General features: G+C 64.9%; 18 protein-coding genes. 10 read left to right on the forward strand and 8 right to left on the reverse strand.

Annotation, left to right across the window (positions count from 1 at the left end):
• Nucleotides 1–137: 137 nt before the first annotated feature.
• Entirely contained in the window at nucleotides 138–611 is a 474-nt protein-coding gene (locus tag AC0L2L_RS08640) for an endonuclease domain-containing protein (protein WP_473577551.1), read from the reverse strand.
• Between the two features lie 181 nt (nucleotides 612–792).
• Here AC0L2L_RS08640 and AC0L2L_RS08645 point away from each other — a divergent pair, with 181 nt between their 5' ends.
• Nucleotides 793–969, forward strand: coding sequence for a hypothetical protein (locus AC0L2L_RS08645; RefSeq protein WP_473577552.1), 177 nt, complete (start codon nucleotides 793–795; stop codon nucleotides 967–969).
• A gap of 1 nt (nucleotide 970) precedes the next feature.
• Here AC0L2L_RS08645 and AC0L2L_RS08650 read toward each other — a convergent pair whose 3' ends face one another.
• The 6 genes from AC0L2L_RS08650 to AC0L2L_RS08675 form a co-directional block, all read right to left on the reverse strand.
• Nucleotides 971–1,894 carry a glycine--tRNA ligase subunit alpha gene (locus AC0L2L_RS08650; protein WP_473577972.1) on the reverse strand — a complete coding sequence of 308 codons (924 nt, stop codon included), beginning with the start codon at nucleotides 1,892–1,894 and terminating at the stop codon, nucleotides 971–973.
• Between the two features lie 210 nt (nucleotides 1,895–2,104).
• Entirely contained in the window at nucleotides 2,105–3,874 is a 1,770-nt protein-coding gene (locus AC0L2L_RS08655) for a tetratricopeptide repeat protein (protein ID WP_473577554.1), read from the reverse strand.
• Between the two features lie 319 nt (nucleotides 3,875–4,193).
• Nucleotides 4,194–4,610 (reverse strand): DUF1284 domain-containing protein, encoded by a 417-nt coding sequence (locus AC0L2L_RS08660; protein ID WP_473577555.1) that lies wholly within the window; start codon nucleotides 4,608–4,610, stop codon nucleotides 4,194–4,196.
• 31 nt (nucleotides 4,611–4,641) lie between these two features.
• Complete coding sequence (locus tag AC0L2L_RS08665; RefSeq protein ID WP_473577556.1) at nucleotides 4,642–5,232, reverse strand: biotin transporter BioY; 591 nt, start codon at nucleotides 5,230–5,232, stop codon at nucleotides 4,642–4,644.
• 318 nt (nucleotides 5,233–5,550) lie between these two features.
• Nucleotides 5,551–6,216 (reverse strand): GntR family transcriptional regulator, encoded by a 666-nt coding sequence (locus AC0L2L_RS08670; protein ID WP_473577558.1) that lies wholly within the window; start codon nucleotides 6,214–6,216, stop codon nucleotides 5,551–5,553.
• 155 nt (nucleotides 6,217–6,371) lie between these two features.
• Nucleotides 6,372–7,385 (reverse strand): polyprenyl synthetase family protein, encoded by a 1,014-nt coding sequence (locus AC0L2L_RS08675; protein ID WP_473577974.1) that lies wholly within the window; start codon nucleotides 7,383–7,385, stop codon nucleotides 6,372–6,374.
• Nucleotides 7,386–7,650: 265 nt separating this feature from the next.
• Between AC0L2L_RS08675 and AC0L2L_RS08680 the strand changes: the two genes are divergently transcribed.
• The 7 genes from AC0L2L_RS08680 to AC0L2L_RS08710 all read left to right on the forward strand — a co-directional run bounded on the left by AC0L2L_RS08680 (nucleotide 7,651) and on the right by AC0L2L_RS08710 (nucleotide 11,927).
• Nucleotides 7,651–7,875, forward strand: coding sequence for a putative signal transducing protein (locus AC0L2L_RS08680; RefSeq protein WP_027164594.1), 225 nt, complete (start codon nucleotides 7,651–7,653; stop codon nucleotides 7,873–7,875).
• Nucleotides 7,875–8,672: a tRNA1(Val) (adenine(37)-N6)-methyltransferase gene (locus AC0L2L_RS08685; RefSeq protein WP_473577559.1), complete on the forward strand. Its 798-nt coding sequence runs from the start codon at nucleotides 7,875–7,877 to the stop codon at nucleotides 8,670–8,672. Before AC0L2L_RS08680 ends, AC0L2L_RS08685 begins: the two co-directional genes overlap by 1 nt.
• A gap of 110 nt (nucleotides 8,673–8,782) precedes the next feature.
• Nucleotides 8,783–9,640, forward strand: coding sequence for a S49 family peptidase (locus tag AC0L2L_RS08690; RefSeq protein ID WP_473577560.1), 858 nt, complete (start codon nucleotides 8,783–8,785; stop codon nucleotides 9,638–9,640).
• A gap of 84 nt (nucleotides 9,641–9,724) precedes the next feature.
• Complete coding sequence (locus AC0L2L_RS08695) at nucleotides 9,725–9,910, forward strand: membrane protein (RefSeq protein ID WP_027164591.1); 186 nt, start codon at nucleotides 9,725–9,727, stop codon at nucleotides 9,908–9,910.
• Between the two features lie 22 nt (nucleotides 9,911–9,932).
• Nucleotides 9,933–10,832, forward strand: a complete 900-nt coding sequence (locus AC0L2L_RS08700; protein ID WP_473577976.1) for a 4-(cytidine 5'-diphospho)-2-C-methyl-D-erythritol kinase — start codon at nucleotides 9,933–9,935, stop codon at nucleotides 10,830–10,832.
• On the forward strand, nucleotides 10,819–11,376 hold the full coding sequence (moaB, locus tag AC0L2L_RS08705; protein WP_473577562.1) for a molybdenum cofactor biosynthesis protein B: 558 nt from the start codon (nucleotides 10,819–10,821) through the stop codon (nucleotides 11,374–11,376). The genes AC0L2L_RS08700 and moaB overlap by 14 nt, the downstream gene beginning before the upstream one ends.
• 125 nt (nucleotides 11,377–11,501) lie before the next feature.
• Nucleotides 11,502–11,927, forward strand: coding sequence for a GFA family protein (locus AC0L2L_RS08710; protein WP_473577564.1), 426 nt, complete (start codon nucleotides 11,502–11,504; stop codon nucleotides 11,925–11,927).
• A gap of 16 nt (nucleotides 11,928–11,943) precedes the next feature.
• Here the strand turns inward: AC0L2L_RS08710 and AC0L2L_RS08715 are convergent, their stop codons facing one another.
• Nucleotides 11,944–12,447: a glycosyltransferase gene (locus tag AC0L2L_RS08715; protein ID WP_473577565.1), complete on the reverse strand. Its 504-nt coding sequence runs from the start codon at nucleotides 12,445–12,447 to the stop codon at nucleotides 11,944–11,946.
• 149 nt (nucleotides 12,448–12,596) lie between these two features.
• Between AC0L2L_RS08715 and AC0L2L_RS08720 the strand changes: the two genes are divergently transcribed.
• A complete protein-coding gene (locus tag AC0L2L_RS08720; protein WP_473577567.1) occupies nucleotides 12,597–13,751 on the forward strand; it encodes a PA0069 family radical SAM protein in 1,155 nt (384 codons plus the stop codon).
• A 186-nt stretch (nucleotides 13,752–13,937) separates the two neighbouring features.
• Nucleotides 13,938–14,636 (forward strand): ribonuclease HII, encoded by a 699-nt coding sequence (locus AC0L2L_RS08725; protein WP_473577568.1) that lies wholly within the window; start codon nucleotides 13,938–13,940, stop codon nucleotides 14,634–14,636.
• Nucleotides 14,637–14,970 lie beyond the last annotated feature (334 nt).

The following is a 14,970-nucleotide window of genomic DNA, read 5'->3' on the forward strand; positions in this document are numbered from 1 at the left end:
CGCGCAGGGTTGGGATCTTGGGGGTGTGGTATTCCGTAGTGTCTTTTTTTACCGGGTCCTCCACCAAAACCCCCCCCACCCCCCCCCCGCCCGCGGGGGGGGGGGGGCGCCCCCCCCGGGGGGGGGGGGGCGGCCTCTCAGCCGCCAATACCTTCGGCACCATCGCGCAGATGCAGGTGTGATTTCCGTTCTTCCACCGCCGCATAGATTGTATCGAGCACGGAATCCAGTTCGTTTTTTATCTCATGGTTCCAGAAGCGGACGACGCGATAGCCCTGGCTTTCGAACCACCGTGTCCGAACTTCATCATGGCGCAGTTGATGATCTGCGCCGTGGTGGGAGCCGTCCACCTCGATGATCAGCTTCAGCCGATGTGACATGAAGTCGGGATAATAGGCACCGACTGACGCCTGTCGGCGGAAGTGCGTCCCTTCGACCGGGATGCGCCAGAGGTGCCGCCATAGCAGCCGTTCTTCATCCGTCATCGAGGCGCGGAGCCTTCGTGCGGACTGCAGCTTGAAACGATCAAGTCTTGGCATAGGGAAGCGCCAGTCACCCCCACCCGCCGCTTCGCGGCGACCTCCCCCATCAAGGGGGAGGTAGGAGCGCATAGCAACTCGGCCGGCCGCTGTCACCCCGCTGGCAGATCGCGCTTCGATCGCCTTCTGGAAATTTCTCAGCCGACTGTCGGGACGGCGCGGGTTCGCCCGTCCTTGGAGCAGAACTTCCCATGAACCGAACGCTGCGCTGAAGCGACACACGCTCAGGCAGAGAACTATTGGCTGAACGACGATGAAAACGGCATCGAGAACCCTGCAGATCCTGGCGCTCAGCGCCTGCTTCGCCGCCCAGGCGCATGGCGCGATCACGATGCCGGGCGTCAGGCAGGCCATTCGCACGATCGATGGCGCGACGCCCCAGATCGCGTTGCCGGTCACAGCCGAGGCCGAGACCACAAAGCCGTATTGAGTTAAGCCGCCACCAACCCGCCGGCCCGCGTCTTCAGGAACGCTTCACCGCAGGCCTTGGCCAGATTGCGCACGCGCAGGATGTAGCTCTGGCGCTCGGTGACCGAGATCACGCCGCGCGCGTCGAGCAGGTTGAAGACATGGCTTGCCTTGATGCACTGGTCGTAGGCGGGAAAGACCATGCGGTGCATCGCCAGATTGTCACTTGGCTTGGGCGTGCCGGCATCGAGCAGCGCCTTGCACTCGGCCTCGGCGTCCTCGAAATGCCGCAGCAGCATCGAGGTGTTGGCGAATTCGAAATTGTGGCGCGAATATTCCTGCTCGGCCTGCAGGAAGACGTCGCCATAGGTGACCTTCTCGGCGCCCTCGCGGCCGTTGAAGTTGAGGTCGTAGACGTTGTCGACGCCCTGCACATACATGGCGAGCCGCTCAAGCCCATAGGTCAGCTCGCCCGCCACCGGCGCGCATTCGATGCCGCAGACCTGCTGGAAATAGGTGAACTGCGAGACTTCCATGCCGTCGCACCAGCACTCCCACCCCAGCCCCCAGGCGCCCAGCGTCGGGCTTTCCCAGTCGTCCTCGACGAAACGGATGTCATGCAGCAGCGGATCGACGCCGATCGCCTCGAGCGAGCCGAGATAGAGCTCCTGCAGGTTCGGCGGATTGGGCTTCAGGATCACCTGGTACTGGTAATAATGCTGCAGGCGGTTCGGATTCTCGCCGTAGCGGCCGTCCTTCGGCCGGCGCGAGGGCTGCACATAGGCCGCCTTCCAGCGCAAAGGGCCCAGCGCGCGCAGGGTGGTTGCCGGATGGAAGGTGCCGGCGCCGACTTCCATGTCGTAGGGCTGCAGGATGAGGCAGCCATAATCCGCCCAGTAATTGTGCAAGGTCAGGATCAGCCCCTGGAAGGAGCGGCTGGGATGCATATGGGCAGGAATCTCGATGGTCACGGCGGCCTCGGAAAGCGCGGAACGAAGCTTTCCCTAGTTGCCGGGCCGGCGAGCGTCAAGGCAGCGCGCCGTACATGGATCCCTGGGTCTACGCTGCACGCTTCGCCAAGGATGGCGACGGGTGGCCAGGCTGAAACGAAAACGGGGCTCGACGAGCCCCGCTTTCTTGAATGTTGGCGGAAGGGCTCAGCCTTTCGGCACAGGCGCCGGCTCCGGCTTCACCTTCGGGGTTTCCTGCGCGGTGTTGGATTCGATCGGCGGCAGGCCCTTGAGCAGCTTCTGCTGCAGGGTGGCGAGCACGTCCGGATCGGGCTTCAGGTCGCGCGCCTGCGTCCACTGATAGGTGGCTTCGAGCTTGCGGCCGACGCGCCAGTAGGCATCGCCGAGATGGTCGTTGAGGACCGGATCCTCCGGCTTCAGCGACACGGCGCGCTCCATCTCGCGCACGGCGTCGTCGAAGCGGCCCATGCGGTAATAGGCCCAGCCCAGCGAATCGACGATGTAGCCGTCGTTCGGCCGCAGATCGACGGCCTTCTGGATCATCGCCAGGCCGTCCTTGAGGTTCATGTTCATGTCGACCCAGGAATAGCCGAGATAGTTCATGACCTGCGGCTGGTCGGGCTGCAGCTCCAGCGCCTTGCGGAAATTGGGTTCCGCCTTCGGCCATTCCTTCAGCCGCTCATAGGCGATGCCGCGCTGGTAGAAGATGTTCCAGTTGGCGGCGGTCGGCGACTTCAACTGCTCGACGGCCTTGTCGTAGAGATTGGCGGCCGAGCGGAAATCTTCCTTCGAGCCATAGACGCCGCCAAGCGCCAGATAGGCGCGCATGTCGTCAGGGTGCTTGTCGATATAGGCCTTGAGATGGGTGATCGCCTCGTCATGCTTGTCGAGATCGGCCAGGTTGAGGCCGAGCTGCAGGTCGGACAGCTCCTTCAGCGGCGAGGACGCCGGAATGCGGCGGTAGAGCGCGATGGCGCCTTCGCCGTCCTTGAGTTGCTCGGCGACAGCGGCAAGCTGCACAAGCGCTGCGTCGCTGTCCGGCTTCAGCGCCAACGCGTATTGCAGGTAAAGCCGCACGAAAGGCTCGCCGCCGCCGCGGTTGAGCGCCGTGGCAAGGTCAAGCAGGATTTCGGATGCCCCGTCGGCCGGGCCGGCGACCAGCGGCTCGATCTTGTCGCCCTTGGCGATGCGGTCGCGCAGCGTGGTGATTTCGAGCTTGCCCGGCGCGAAGGCTTCGGCCTGGTTCAACACCGCCAGCGCCTTCGACTTGTCGCCCTTGCGGGCCAGGAACGAGGCATAGGCCTGGGCATTGCGCATCCACGTTTCGGGCGCGGAGCCGCCGGCCGTGGTATCGGCCATGGTGGCGGCGTAGATCTCATCGGCCTTGTCGTTCAAGCCGGCGGCGTCGGCGATCAGCGCGCGATGGAACGATTTGAACAGGCCAAACCAATCCGGGCCCTGCAACTTGTCGATGGAATCCATCGCCTCGGACGCGTTGCCGGCGCCCTCCTTGGCCCAGCCGTCCATGACGCCGGAGAGCAGCCGGTCGAGATCGGATTCGAGCGAGAGCTTCAGCCAGTACTGCGCCTTGGCGTAGTCCTTCTTGTGGAAGGAATCGATGGCCAGCGCCAAGCGCGAGAAGCGCTCGACATCGGGCACTTCCTTCAGCTTGTCGGCATAGACCAGCGATTCCTCGAAACGGCCTTGCGCGACCAGCGCCAGCATCAGGCTCTGCTGCAGCTCGTTGTCGTTCGGAGCGAAGGCCAGCGCCTGCTTGTAATAGGCGATCGCATCGTCGAGGTCGTTGTCGCTTTCGGCGATATGGGCCGCAAGATAGGCGCCCGAGAAAGACGTGATCTGGAGCGGTCCTTCCTTGGCCTGGACCGGCAGCACCCAAAGCGCCACTCCGGTCAAAAATGCCAGCCTCGTCAGCCAGCGCGCACGTCCTTGCCGCATCGTATCCCTTTCAGCCAGACGCGATCCCGCCCTTGGCAGGCCGCCCTTAGACTCGAACTTTTCCCTACAAAGCATGGCCTTTTTGGGGTCAGGCTTCAATCCGCAAGCGAATCACAATCCAATCATCCCGCTTAACAAACGATGGCGAGCGGAGAAAATATGCCGTTCGACCGCTGAATATCGACTAAAGCAGGTATAAGCGGGTTTTGTTGTACGCAATTCCTGACGGAAAAACCGCGACGCACTTTTCCTGGAATTGCTCTATTTGTTGTACGCAATTCCGGACGGAAAACCGTTTCACACTTTTCCTGGAATTGCTCTAAAGGCGTGTCCCGCGAAAGCCGTCCGCCGCGACTTTCCCGCACAGCTCGAACCACTCGCAGCTTGGACAGGCCTTGCGCGTCAGGCCGGAAGAAAACGCCTTGCGCATCCGCGCCAAGACCGGAGCATCCAGTTCGAGCCGGGCGCCGGCCTGGAGCGGCCGGCCCAGAAGGTCAGCGACATCCTGCGCCGCAAGGTTGTCGCGCCCTGTAGCGCTTTCGCCCAGGCAGTGCGGCTCCGGCCCGTCCAGCAGCGGCGCGCAGATATCGTCCGGACCGGAAACGATCAGGATATCCTCGCCCCCCGCCAGGCGCTCCACCACAACGTCGTAGTTGGCGGTGAAGGCCGGCGAGTAGCCTTTGCCGACATAGGTCAGCAGGCAAAGCAGATGATGGGCGCGCAGCCTGACGGTCATCTGGCGTCGAGGATCGGTCTATCTGATAGCTTTACCGGTGATCGGCCGGCCGGTTGCCCGAAAACAGCTTCAGCGTCGCCGCGCCCAGCGCCGACTTGAGCAGGCCGCCGACGATGAAGGGCAGGAAGCCGAAGGTGATGGCCTTTTCGACGCCGATCATGACCGCGAGCCAAGCCGTGCCCAGAACCAGGCAAAGCAGGTTGCCGATGAGCATGGCGGCGAAGGCAAGCATGACGCGTTTGCCGTTCCAGCCACGTTCGGCCAGCCAGCCGACAACGGCGCCGACGACCGGGAAGGCGAAGAGATAGCCGCCGGTCGGGCCGACGAAATGCTGCAGGCCGGCCGCCCCGCCCGCCAGCACTGGAAACCCTGCCGCGCCTTCAACCAGCCAGGCGGCGATGGTGAACGCGCCGAAGCGCCAGCCGTAAAGGGCGCCGACCAGCGTGACGGCGAAAGTCTGCATGGTCACCGGAACCGGCACCATCGGCACCTCGATGTAGGAGGACAGCGCGAGGAACAGCGAGCCGAGAACGACTGCGCCAATCTGCCAGGCGAGCGGACGGCTGTGCAGCCGAAGCGGGCTGAAGGAGGGCTTGTAGGTCGAAGCTGCTGCGTTGGTCACGGTGTCTTCCTTGGCTGGCGTAAATTATAGATAATTTTCTGGTTCGATCTATTATCGAATCCATATTTTCGCGAGGATGGCAAGGGCAGAGCCCCTGGGAGAAGTCGGGAATCGTCATTCTATGGCGAAGTAAGGAGCGAAGCGACGCGGCGAAGACCATAGAATCCATGCCGTTGCGCCCGAGCGCCACCAGCGGTGCAGAATTCTGCTCCGCTGCATCCTTTGACCAAGGTCACGGCATGGATTCCAGGGTCTGCGCGCGTCGCTTCGCTCCTTGCTCCGCCCTGGAATGACGATCGCGTAGAGGTCGAGCCAACATCACCCGACGATGGCGAAGGCGTCGCGGGTTCTGCCGGAGGCGGTTTTGACCGGCTTCTGGCCGATCCATTGCACGTGGCGGCCGAGCGTCGCGGCGGCCGATTCGGCGTTGCCTTGCCTGAGCGCGCTCAGGATCGCCCGGTGATCCTGGTCGGTGCGGGTCTCCCATTCCGAGCGCCAGGCCGCGAACAGGAAGCGGGCGCTCGCCGCGTGCAGGTCGTCGATGGTGGCGAGCAGGCGCGGCATGTTGCACGGCGCCAGAATCAGCCGATGGAAGGTGCGGTTGGCTTCCTCCCAGGAGCGCACGTCGCGGGATTTGTCGCCGGCCTTGGTCGCCTCCTCGGCCTGGTCGAGGATCGACGCTGTCAGATGCGGCGCGGCGTGGCGCAGCGCCAGCACTTCCAGCGCGGCCCGCATCTCGGCCACCTCCCTGACCTCGCCGAGATCGAAGGAGGCGACGCGCACGCCGCGGCGGGGCTCGCTGATCGCCAGGCCTTGCGCCTCGAGGCGGCGGAAGGCCTCGCGCACCGGGACATGGCTGGTGTTGAATTCCTCGGCGACATGGTCCTGGCGCAGCCGCGAGCCGGGCTCGATGGCGCCGGAAATGATGCGGTCCGCCAATTCCTTGCTGATGCGAACGGCGATCGTGTCTTCGGTGCTGGCCATATTTTATAGATAATTCGCCCGGCCACCGTTTGTCGAGACGGCCGGACCGGGATTCACAGGCACCCTGCCCGGGCGGATGCCAGGCACTTGTTTTGCGCAATTCCGGACAGAAAACCGCGATACACTTTTCCTGGAATTGCGCTCGGCCGGCAGGCTCAGTTGACGCGGCTGATGCAGAAATCGATGACGTCGATCAAGGCCGACTTCTGCGGCGTCGCCTCCAGCGGCGCCAGCGCATCGCGGGCGATCTCGCCGAAATGTCGGGCGCGGCCGATCGTATCGGCGATCGCGCCGTGGCGGGCCATCAGGCCGATCGCCTTTTCCAGCCCGGCATCGTCGGTGACATTGTCCTCGATGGCGCGCTTCCAGAAGGTGCGCTCGGCCTTGGTGCCGCGCCGGTAGGCGAGGATCACCGGCAGCGTCACCTTGCCCTCACGGAAATCGTCGCCGACATTCTTGCCGAGATCCTTGCTCGAGCCGCCATAATCCAGCGCATCGTCGATGAGCTGGAAGGCAAGGCCGAGATTCATGCCGTAGGAGCGCAGCGCCGCGCGGTCAGTGCGCGAGGCCTGGGCGATGACCGGTCCGACTTCGGCGGCGGCCGAGAACAGCGCCGCGGTCTTGGCCTTGATGACGGCGAAATGCTCGTCCTCGGTGGTCTCGAGGTTCTTGGCCGCGGCAAGCTGCATCACCTCGCCTTCGGCGATGATGGAGGCAGCGCTCGACAGGATGTCCAACGCTTCCAGCGAACCAACCTCGACCATCATGCGAAAAGCCTGGCCAAGCAGGAAATCGCCGACCAGCACGCTCGCCTGGTTGCCCCAGATCATGCGCGCCGTCTTCTTGCCGCGGCGCAACGCGCTCTCGTCGACCACGTCGTCATGCAGGAGCGTCGCCGTATGCATGAACTCGACCGCGGTGGCGAGCTTGACATGGCCTTCGCCGGAATAGCCGAACATCTGCGCGGCGGCGAGCGTGAGCATGGGCCGCAGCCGCTTGCCGCCGGAAGAGATCAGGTGGTTGGCGATCTCCGGGATCATCTCGACGTCGGAGCCCGCCTTGGACAGGATCAGCTCGTTGACGCGCCCCATGTCGGCTGCCGTCAGATCGATCAGATCCTTGATGGAAGCGGGTTCCCGCTTGCCTTCGATGTTGAGAACGACACCCACCACGACAACTCCCGTGTCATTGACGCGTACGACGGCAGCCTTGAAGTGCCTCGCGCTGAAACGAATTCAGGCGACGCGCTTCAAGTCATTGTTTTGATGCATGTCGTTGTCCCAAAACCACTGCGCACTTCCGGGCGACATGCACTAGTCCCGCGCTGACTCTAGGGCGGCGCAACCGGGCACGGCAAGAGGCGAATTGGCGCGGTTGTTCGCGCAGGTTCGCCTCGACGTTTACAGGAACGCTGCAACCTGCGATTTTCGTTCCATGATCGAGCTTGTCCGCACCAACGACGCCGTCGTCATCTCCTTTGTCGAATCGCTGATGCGCGACGCCGGCATCGCCTGTTTCGTCGCCGACCAGAATATGAGCGTGCTCGACGGTTCGCTGGGCATCCTGCCCCGGCGCGTGATGGTCGATGCCGAAAAGGTCGATGCCGCGCGGCGTATCCTCAAGGATGCCGGCATCGAGAACGAGATCCGCAAAAAATAATGGCAGCGAGCACCGCCCCCGTCCCGGATACGCCGGCGCACACGATCGATGCCTTCCATCGCGGACGCTTCTGGCTGGTGCAGCCGAGCCGGGGCGGTCATCGCGCCGGCATGGACGCCATGATGCTGGCGGCGGCCGTACCGTCCGGCTTTTCCGGGCGGCTTGCCGATTTCGGCGCCGGCGCCGGTGCCGCCGCCCTTGCCGTGCTGTCGCGTTGTCCGGCGGCACGGGCCGTGCTCGTCGAGCGTTCCGCCGAAATGGCGGGGTTCGCCGCCGCCACGCTTTCGCATCCCGGCAATGCGCATCTCGGCGACCGCGCGTCGGTGCTTTCGGCCGACGTGACGCTGACCGGCCGGGCGCGCGGCGAGGCCGGGCTTGCCGACAACCAATTCGATTTCGTCATCATGAACCCGCCGTTCAACGCGGCGCAAGACCGCTCGACGCCGGACGCGCTGCGCAAGCAGGCGCATGTGACGGAGGATGGGCTGTTCGAGCGCTGGATCAGGAGCGCTGCCGCCGTCGCCAAGCCGCGCGGCGGGCTGGCCGTCATTGCGCGACCCGAGCAGCTGGTCGCCATCCTCGACGCCATCGAAGACCGCTTCGGCGATGCCGAGCTGCTCTGTGTGCACCCGCGTCCGGACGCGGCGGCGATCCGCATCGTCGTCAGGGCGGTGCTCGGCGCGCGCGGAAAACTGTCGATCCGCCCGCCGCTCACCTTGCACGGGCCATCCGGAAACGAGCCGACGGAGCGGACGGAAATGATCAATAATGGCCTGGCATCGCTGTTCGGCGATTGATCCGGGGCTGGCGATGCGGCATTGCCGTTGGCTGCCGCGTTCCTTACATGCCCGGGAGCAAAAGATGAATTCTCAACTTTCTCCCGCAAATTGACCGGAGACACTGGTTCGTGAAACGCCTCTTCAACCGCCTGCTGCCGAAATCCTGGCGCTCGACAGTCGTCACCATTCCGGTCATCCGGCTGCAAGGCACCATCATGGCCGGTGGCGGCCAGTTCCGGCCGAGCCTGTCGCTCGCTTCGACGGCCGGTATCATCGAAAAGGCCTTCGGCTTCGATTCGCCTGTCGTCGCCATCTCGATCAATTCGCCGGGCGGCTCGCCGGTGCAGTCGCGGCTGATCTTCAAGCGCATCCGCGACCTGGCGGCGGAAAAGAACAAGAAGGTGCTGGTTTTCGTCGAGGACGTGGCGGCCTCGGGCGGCTACATGATCGCGGTCGCCGGCGACGAGATTTTCGCCGATCCGTCATCGATCGTCGGTTCGATCGGCGTGGTCTCCGCCTCTTTCGGCTTCCCTGGGCTGATGAAGAAGATCGGCGTCGAGCGCCGCGTCCACACCGCCGGTCAGAACAAGGCCGTGCTCGATCCGTTCAAGCCGGAGAAGAAGGAAGACGTCGAGCGGCTCAAGACGCTGCAGCTCGAAGTGCACGAGACCTTCATCGACCTCGTCAAGGAGCGGCGCGGCACCAAGCTGAAGGACGACCCGGACCTGTTCACCGGCCTGTTCTGGACCGCCAAGCGAGGCCTCGAGCTTGGCCTTGTCGATGCGCTGGGCGACATGCGCAGCGTGCTCAGGACGCGTTTCGGCGACAAGACTGAGCTCAAGCTGATCACCGCGCCGCGCGGTCTGTTTGGCCGTTTCGGCCTGTTCGGCTCGCGCGTTTCGGCGCCCGATATCGCTGCGGCCGCGGCCAGCGGGGTCCTCGATGCGGCGGAAGAGCGCGCGCTGTGGGCGCGCTTCGGGCTTTGAAAAAGCCATGAATGCGGCTAGCATGAGCGCTTGACCGACCCATTCGGCCGGCCTTGCCGCGAGAAGCGCGGGAGGAGTTGTGAGATGCCGCAGATCATTTTCTTCGCCGTTGTCGGCGCCGCCGCCTACTTTGGCTACCGCGCTTTCGTGCGCGAGGCCGAACGCGTGACGGCCAAGATCCGGCGCACCGAGAAACAGGCGGCGAACGGCACGATGGGCACGCTGGTCAAGGATCCCAAGACCGGCGAATATCGTCTCGCCAAGGACTGAAGCCATCTCGCCAGCATCTGACATTGTTGAGCCCGGCGCCGAGGTCCGGACGTGGCTTGCGCCCGCCAAGATCAACCTGGCGCTGCATGTCACCGGACAGCGCGCCGACGGCTATCACCTGCTCGACAGCCTTGCCGTCTTCACCCGCTTCGGCGACCGGCTCGAGATCGAGCCGGCGGAGCATGACGAATTCTCGGTGTCCGGCCGCTATGCGGCTGGCCTGCCGCTAGACAGCGACAATCTGGTGGTCAAGGCACGCGACGCCCTGCGCCGGGAGGTCGGGGCGCAGCACACGCCGCCGGTTGCCATCAGGCTGGAGAAGAACCTGCCGGTCGCCTCGGGCATCGGTGGCGGTTCCAGCGACGCGGCGGCCACGCTCAACGGCCTGGCCCGGCTCTGGAAGCTCGATATCGATGGCAATTCGCTGGCGCGGATCGGGCTTTCGCTCGGCGCCGACCTGCCGATGTGCCTCAAGGGCAAGCCGCTGGTCGCGCGCGGCATAGGCGATGACGTGTCGCCGCTGCCCGCGTTTCCGGCGCTCGGCCTGGTTCTGGTCAATCCGGGCGTCGCCGTCTCGACGCCGGACGTGTTCAAGGCGCTGTCCAGTCGCGACAACGAAGCGCTGCCGCCGCTGCCGAAGCGCCTCGATTTCCACGCCATCCGCAACTGGCTGGAGACGACACGCAACGATCTCGAGGCTGCCGCCCGTTCGATCGAGCCGGCTATCGGCGAGGCGCTCAAGGCGCTCAAGCGTGCCGACGCCGCGTTCGCGCGCATGTCCGGCTCCGGCGCCACATGCTTCGGCCTGTTCGAGACCGGCAATGTCGCCAAGCGCGCGGCGATCGAGATCCGCGCCCGCCATCCCGACTGGTTCGTCGCCGCGACGCGCAGCATGGAGGCAGACGCCGATGGCGAAGCTTGACGAGAGCCGGCCCTTCATCCCGGTGCGCATCGCGGTGCTGACCGTCTCCGATACGCGTAGCCTCGCCGACGACAAGTCCGGCCAGACGCTCGCCGACCGCATCACGGAAGCCGGTCATACGCTTGTCGCGCGCGACATCGTCACCGACGACCGCGAAAAGATCCGCGACAAGGTTCTCGGCTGGTCGAAGGATGAAAACATAGATGTCGTGATCACCACCGGCGGCACCGGCTTCACCGGCCGCGACGTGACGCCGGAGGCGCTGGAGCCGATCTTCGAAAAGCGCATGGACGGCTTTTCTGAAGTCTTCCACCGCATCTCCTATGACAAGATCGGCACCTCGACGATCCAGAGCCGGGCGACCGGCGGCGTCGTCAACGCCACTTTCGTCTTCGTGCTGCCGGGCTCGCCGGGCGCCTGCAAGGACGCCTGGGACGGGATCATCAAGGCGCAGCTCGACTACCGGCACATGCCCTGCAACTTCGTCGAGATCATGCCGCGGCTGGACGAGCATCTTCGGCGCCGCGGCAAGCCCACTTCGTAAAGCACAGGCAAAGAACCCGAGCGGCATCCGGTTTGCAGGCAAAACAGCGCTTGCGCCTTCGAGGCGCCATTCCGAAGCCGACGCCGGCAAAGTAGCTTGTGTTAGCGAACAAGGGACAATCCGCCATGACCGTTCACAGCGGCGGCTGCCATTGCGGCAATATCCGCCTCAGTTTCTCGACCGCGGTCGATCCGGCCGGGATAGAAATCCGCGCCTGCCAGTGCTCGTTCTGCACCCGGCACGGCTCGCGCGCGGCCGCCGATCCGAACGGCAGGCTGGTCGTCTCGGTCGCCGACAAGGAGCGCCTGCAGGTCTACCGGTTTGGCCTACGCACCGCCGACTATCTTGTCTGCCGCGAATGCGGCGTCTATGTCGCCGCCATTTCCGGCGAGGGCGACGACGCGAGGGCGATCGTCATCGTCAACGCGCTCGACGATCGCGAGCGATTCTTGCGCGAGCCCGTCCCCGTCCGCTACGATGCCGAAACGCGCGAGCAGCGCCTGGCGAGACGCCGCGCCGCCTGGATGCCGGTTGAAATTCGGGGGATCTGACTGGGCAGGAACCGCGTCACTTCGGCGGCGCGACCCAGATTTCGGCGTTCAGCCTTCTGGTCGCCAGGCCGCGCGCCAGGGCTTCGGCGGTGCGCGCGCCCTTTGCCAGAGCCGAGGCCTGGCGCTTGCTGATGACAAGCCCTTCGGCCAGTGCCCGGTTGCTCGAAAAGACGCGAGCCAGGAAAGGCGCGCGATTGGCCCGGGCGCGTGAAAAGCGCGCCGGCATGGTCTGCTTTGCCGTGTGGGCAACGACCTCGTCGATCCAACCTTCCGCGAGCCTGGCGCCGGGTTCCAGAAGCAGCAGCCAGTCGCCCTTGGCCTGGCCGATACCAGTGCCGAGCCCGCCCGCCACATAGTGGCAGCCGGCATGTTCGGCCACCCGATGCGTCTGGTCGGTCGAGCCGGCATCACAGACGATCACGTCCCGCACGACGCCTTCGACCGCACCGCCGACCAGCGAGGCCAGCGTACGGGCAAGACCTTCTTCGTCGTTGCGGGTTTCGATGAGAACGCTGAGCATTCCTAGCCGAATAGCGGAAAGCCACGCCTTTCGCCAGTTACGCTTTCGGGGTGAAAAAGTTCTTGCTTTGTTCTCATCTGTGAAATAGGAATAGTTTCATGAACAGAGCGATTCGACAGCCTGCCGACAGTCCCTGGGAGAGGGCGAAAATGGAACAGATCGTGCGCGCCGACATTGCCGCTTTCGGAGCTGGCAGAGCCGAAATGGCAAACGCGATGATCGAGCAGAGCGGCATGCGCGTACGGCCCGACCGCAATCGCGGCCGCTCGGCCGGCATCAACCCGTCCGGCCGGTTCGAGCCGGTCAGCCGGCATGTGTTCGACGACGGCTGGAACTCGCTGGAAGAGCTGCCGCCCTTCAAGACGGAGGTGCAGGTCGAAAAGCCGCGCACCATCATCACCCGCAACGAATCGCCGGACATTTCCTTCGACCGTTCGATCAACCCCTATCGCGGCTGCGAGCATGGCTGCGTCTACTGCTTCGCCAGGCCGACGCATGCCTTCATGGGCCTGTCGCCGGGGCTCGATTTCGAATCGAAGCTTTTCGCCAAGCCGGATGCGGCGCGCATGCTGGACAGGGAGTTGTCGAAGTCCGGCTACCAGCCGCGCACGATCGCCATCGGCACCAACACGGATCCCTACCAGCCGATCGAGAAGCAATACCGCATCATGCGCGAGATCCTGGAAGTGCTGGAGGCGCGCGGCCATCCGGTCGGCATCGTCACCAAGTCGGCGCTGGTGACGCGCGACATCGACATCCTGTCGCGCATGGCCGAGCGCGGCCTTGCCAAGGTGGCGCTGTCGGTGACGACGCTCGACCGCATGCTGGCGCGCACCATGGAGCCGCGTGCATCGACGCCGACGAAGCGGCTGGAGGCGATCAGGCAGCTTTCGGATGCCGGCATTCCGGCATCGGTGATGGTGGCGCCGATCATCCCCGGCCTCAACGATCCGGAGATGGAGCGTATCCTCGATTCGGCGCGAGCCGCCGGCGCGCGGGAAGCCGGGTACGTCATCCTGCGCCTGCCGCTCGAAGTGGCGCCGATCTTCAAGGACTGGCTGTTGCGCCATTATCCGGACCGTTACCGGCATGTGATGTCGCTGATCCGCTCGATGCGCGACGGCAAGGATTACGATTCCGAATGGGGCAAGCGCATGAAGGGCGCCGGTCCCTATGCCTGGCAGATCGGGCGGCGCTTCGAGATCGCCGCCAAGCGGCTCGGCGTCAACGTCGAGCGGCGGCAGCTCCGCACCGACCAATTCGTCGCAGGCTCCGGTGCCGGCGAGCAATTGATGCTGCTTTGAAGACCACGCCGGCCATGACGGCCGGCCCGCTAAACAATTCCAGGCAAAGCGATTTTCCTGGAATTGCGAAAGAATCCCGTCCGGCCCTTGTCCCCCGGCCGTGAGACGGTGCCTTCCCGGTCCGACGCCCCATCCGACCCGGAAGGACTTGCGGAGAATCGGAGCCGATGCGAACCTTGCCGCACCATGGCTCGCACGCGTTCCGATTCTCCGCTTCTCTTTGAAATGGTCGAGAAGCCCGACTTCTCGATCGAGACGAAGGCGATGGCCGACGGGTTGTGGCCGGTCGCCGGCATGGACGAGGCAGGCCGCGGCCCGCTCGCCGGGCCGGTGGTGGCCGCGGCCGTGGTGCTCAACCCCGCCAATATTCCCGAAGGCCTCGACGATTCCAAACGTCTCACCCATTTGCAGCGCGAGGCGCTGTTCATCAAGATTCTCTGCTCGGCGCTGAGTGTGTCGATGGCCTCGATCAGCGCCGAAGGCATCGACAACAGCAACATCCTGAAAGCCAGCCTGGAAGCGATGCGCCGCGCCGCCGCCGGCCTCTCGCTGCAGCCCAAACTCGCCTTGGCCGACGGCCGCGACATCCCGCCTGGTCTCGCCTGTGAAGGCCGGGCGCTCATCAAGGGCGACCAGCGCTCGCAATCGATCGCCGCCGCGTCGATCGTCGCCAAGGTGATGCGCGACCGCATGATGTGCGGCTGCGGCGGGCATCACGAGCGCTACGGCTTCGAAGTGCACATGGGCTATGCGACGGTCCGGCACCGGACCGCGATCGAGGCGCATGGGCCGGTGGCCAGGCTGCATCGCGCCTCGTTTGCGCCGTTCCGGTTGGGCGGGACGGAACTGGTCGAGGAAGAAGAGAGCTTCGCCGGGCTGGAATAACACGATCTCCCGCTTGTGGGCTCCTGAGGCGGAGAGGAAGAGCGCGAGTTCGCCGACCTTGACTCCTTCCTCTCCCTCCGGAGGGGGAGAGGTGGCGCTGCGAAGCAGCGACGGAGTGGGGAACCACGGTCCTCGAATGCGCCGCCGCCGACAACTCGCCACGAGGCCTCAATCAAAGGGCGGCATCGCCCTCCGAGCCCGAAATAACAACGCCGGCGCCGATCGACCCCCACTCCGTCGAGGATGGCAGGCCAACACAACCCCCCGCCCCCGGGGGGGGGGAGGGGGCGGGCCCCGACGCAACCCCCCCACCGGGGGATTTGGCGCGTAGGCG

The sequence above is a fragment of the Mesorhizobium sp. WSM4832 genome (assembly GCF_055811115.1).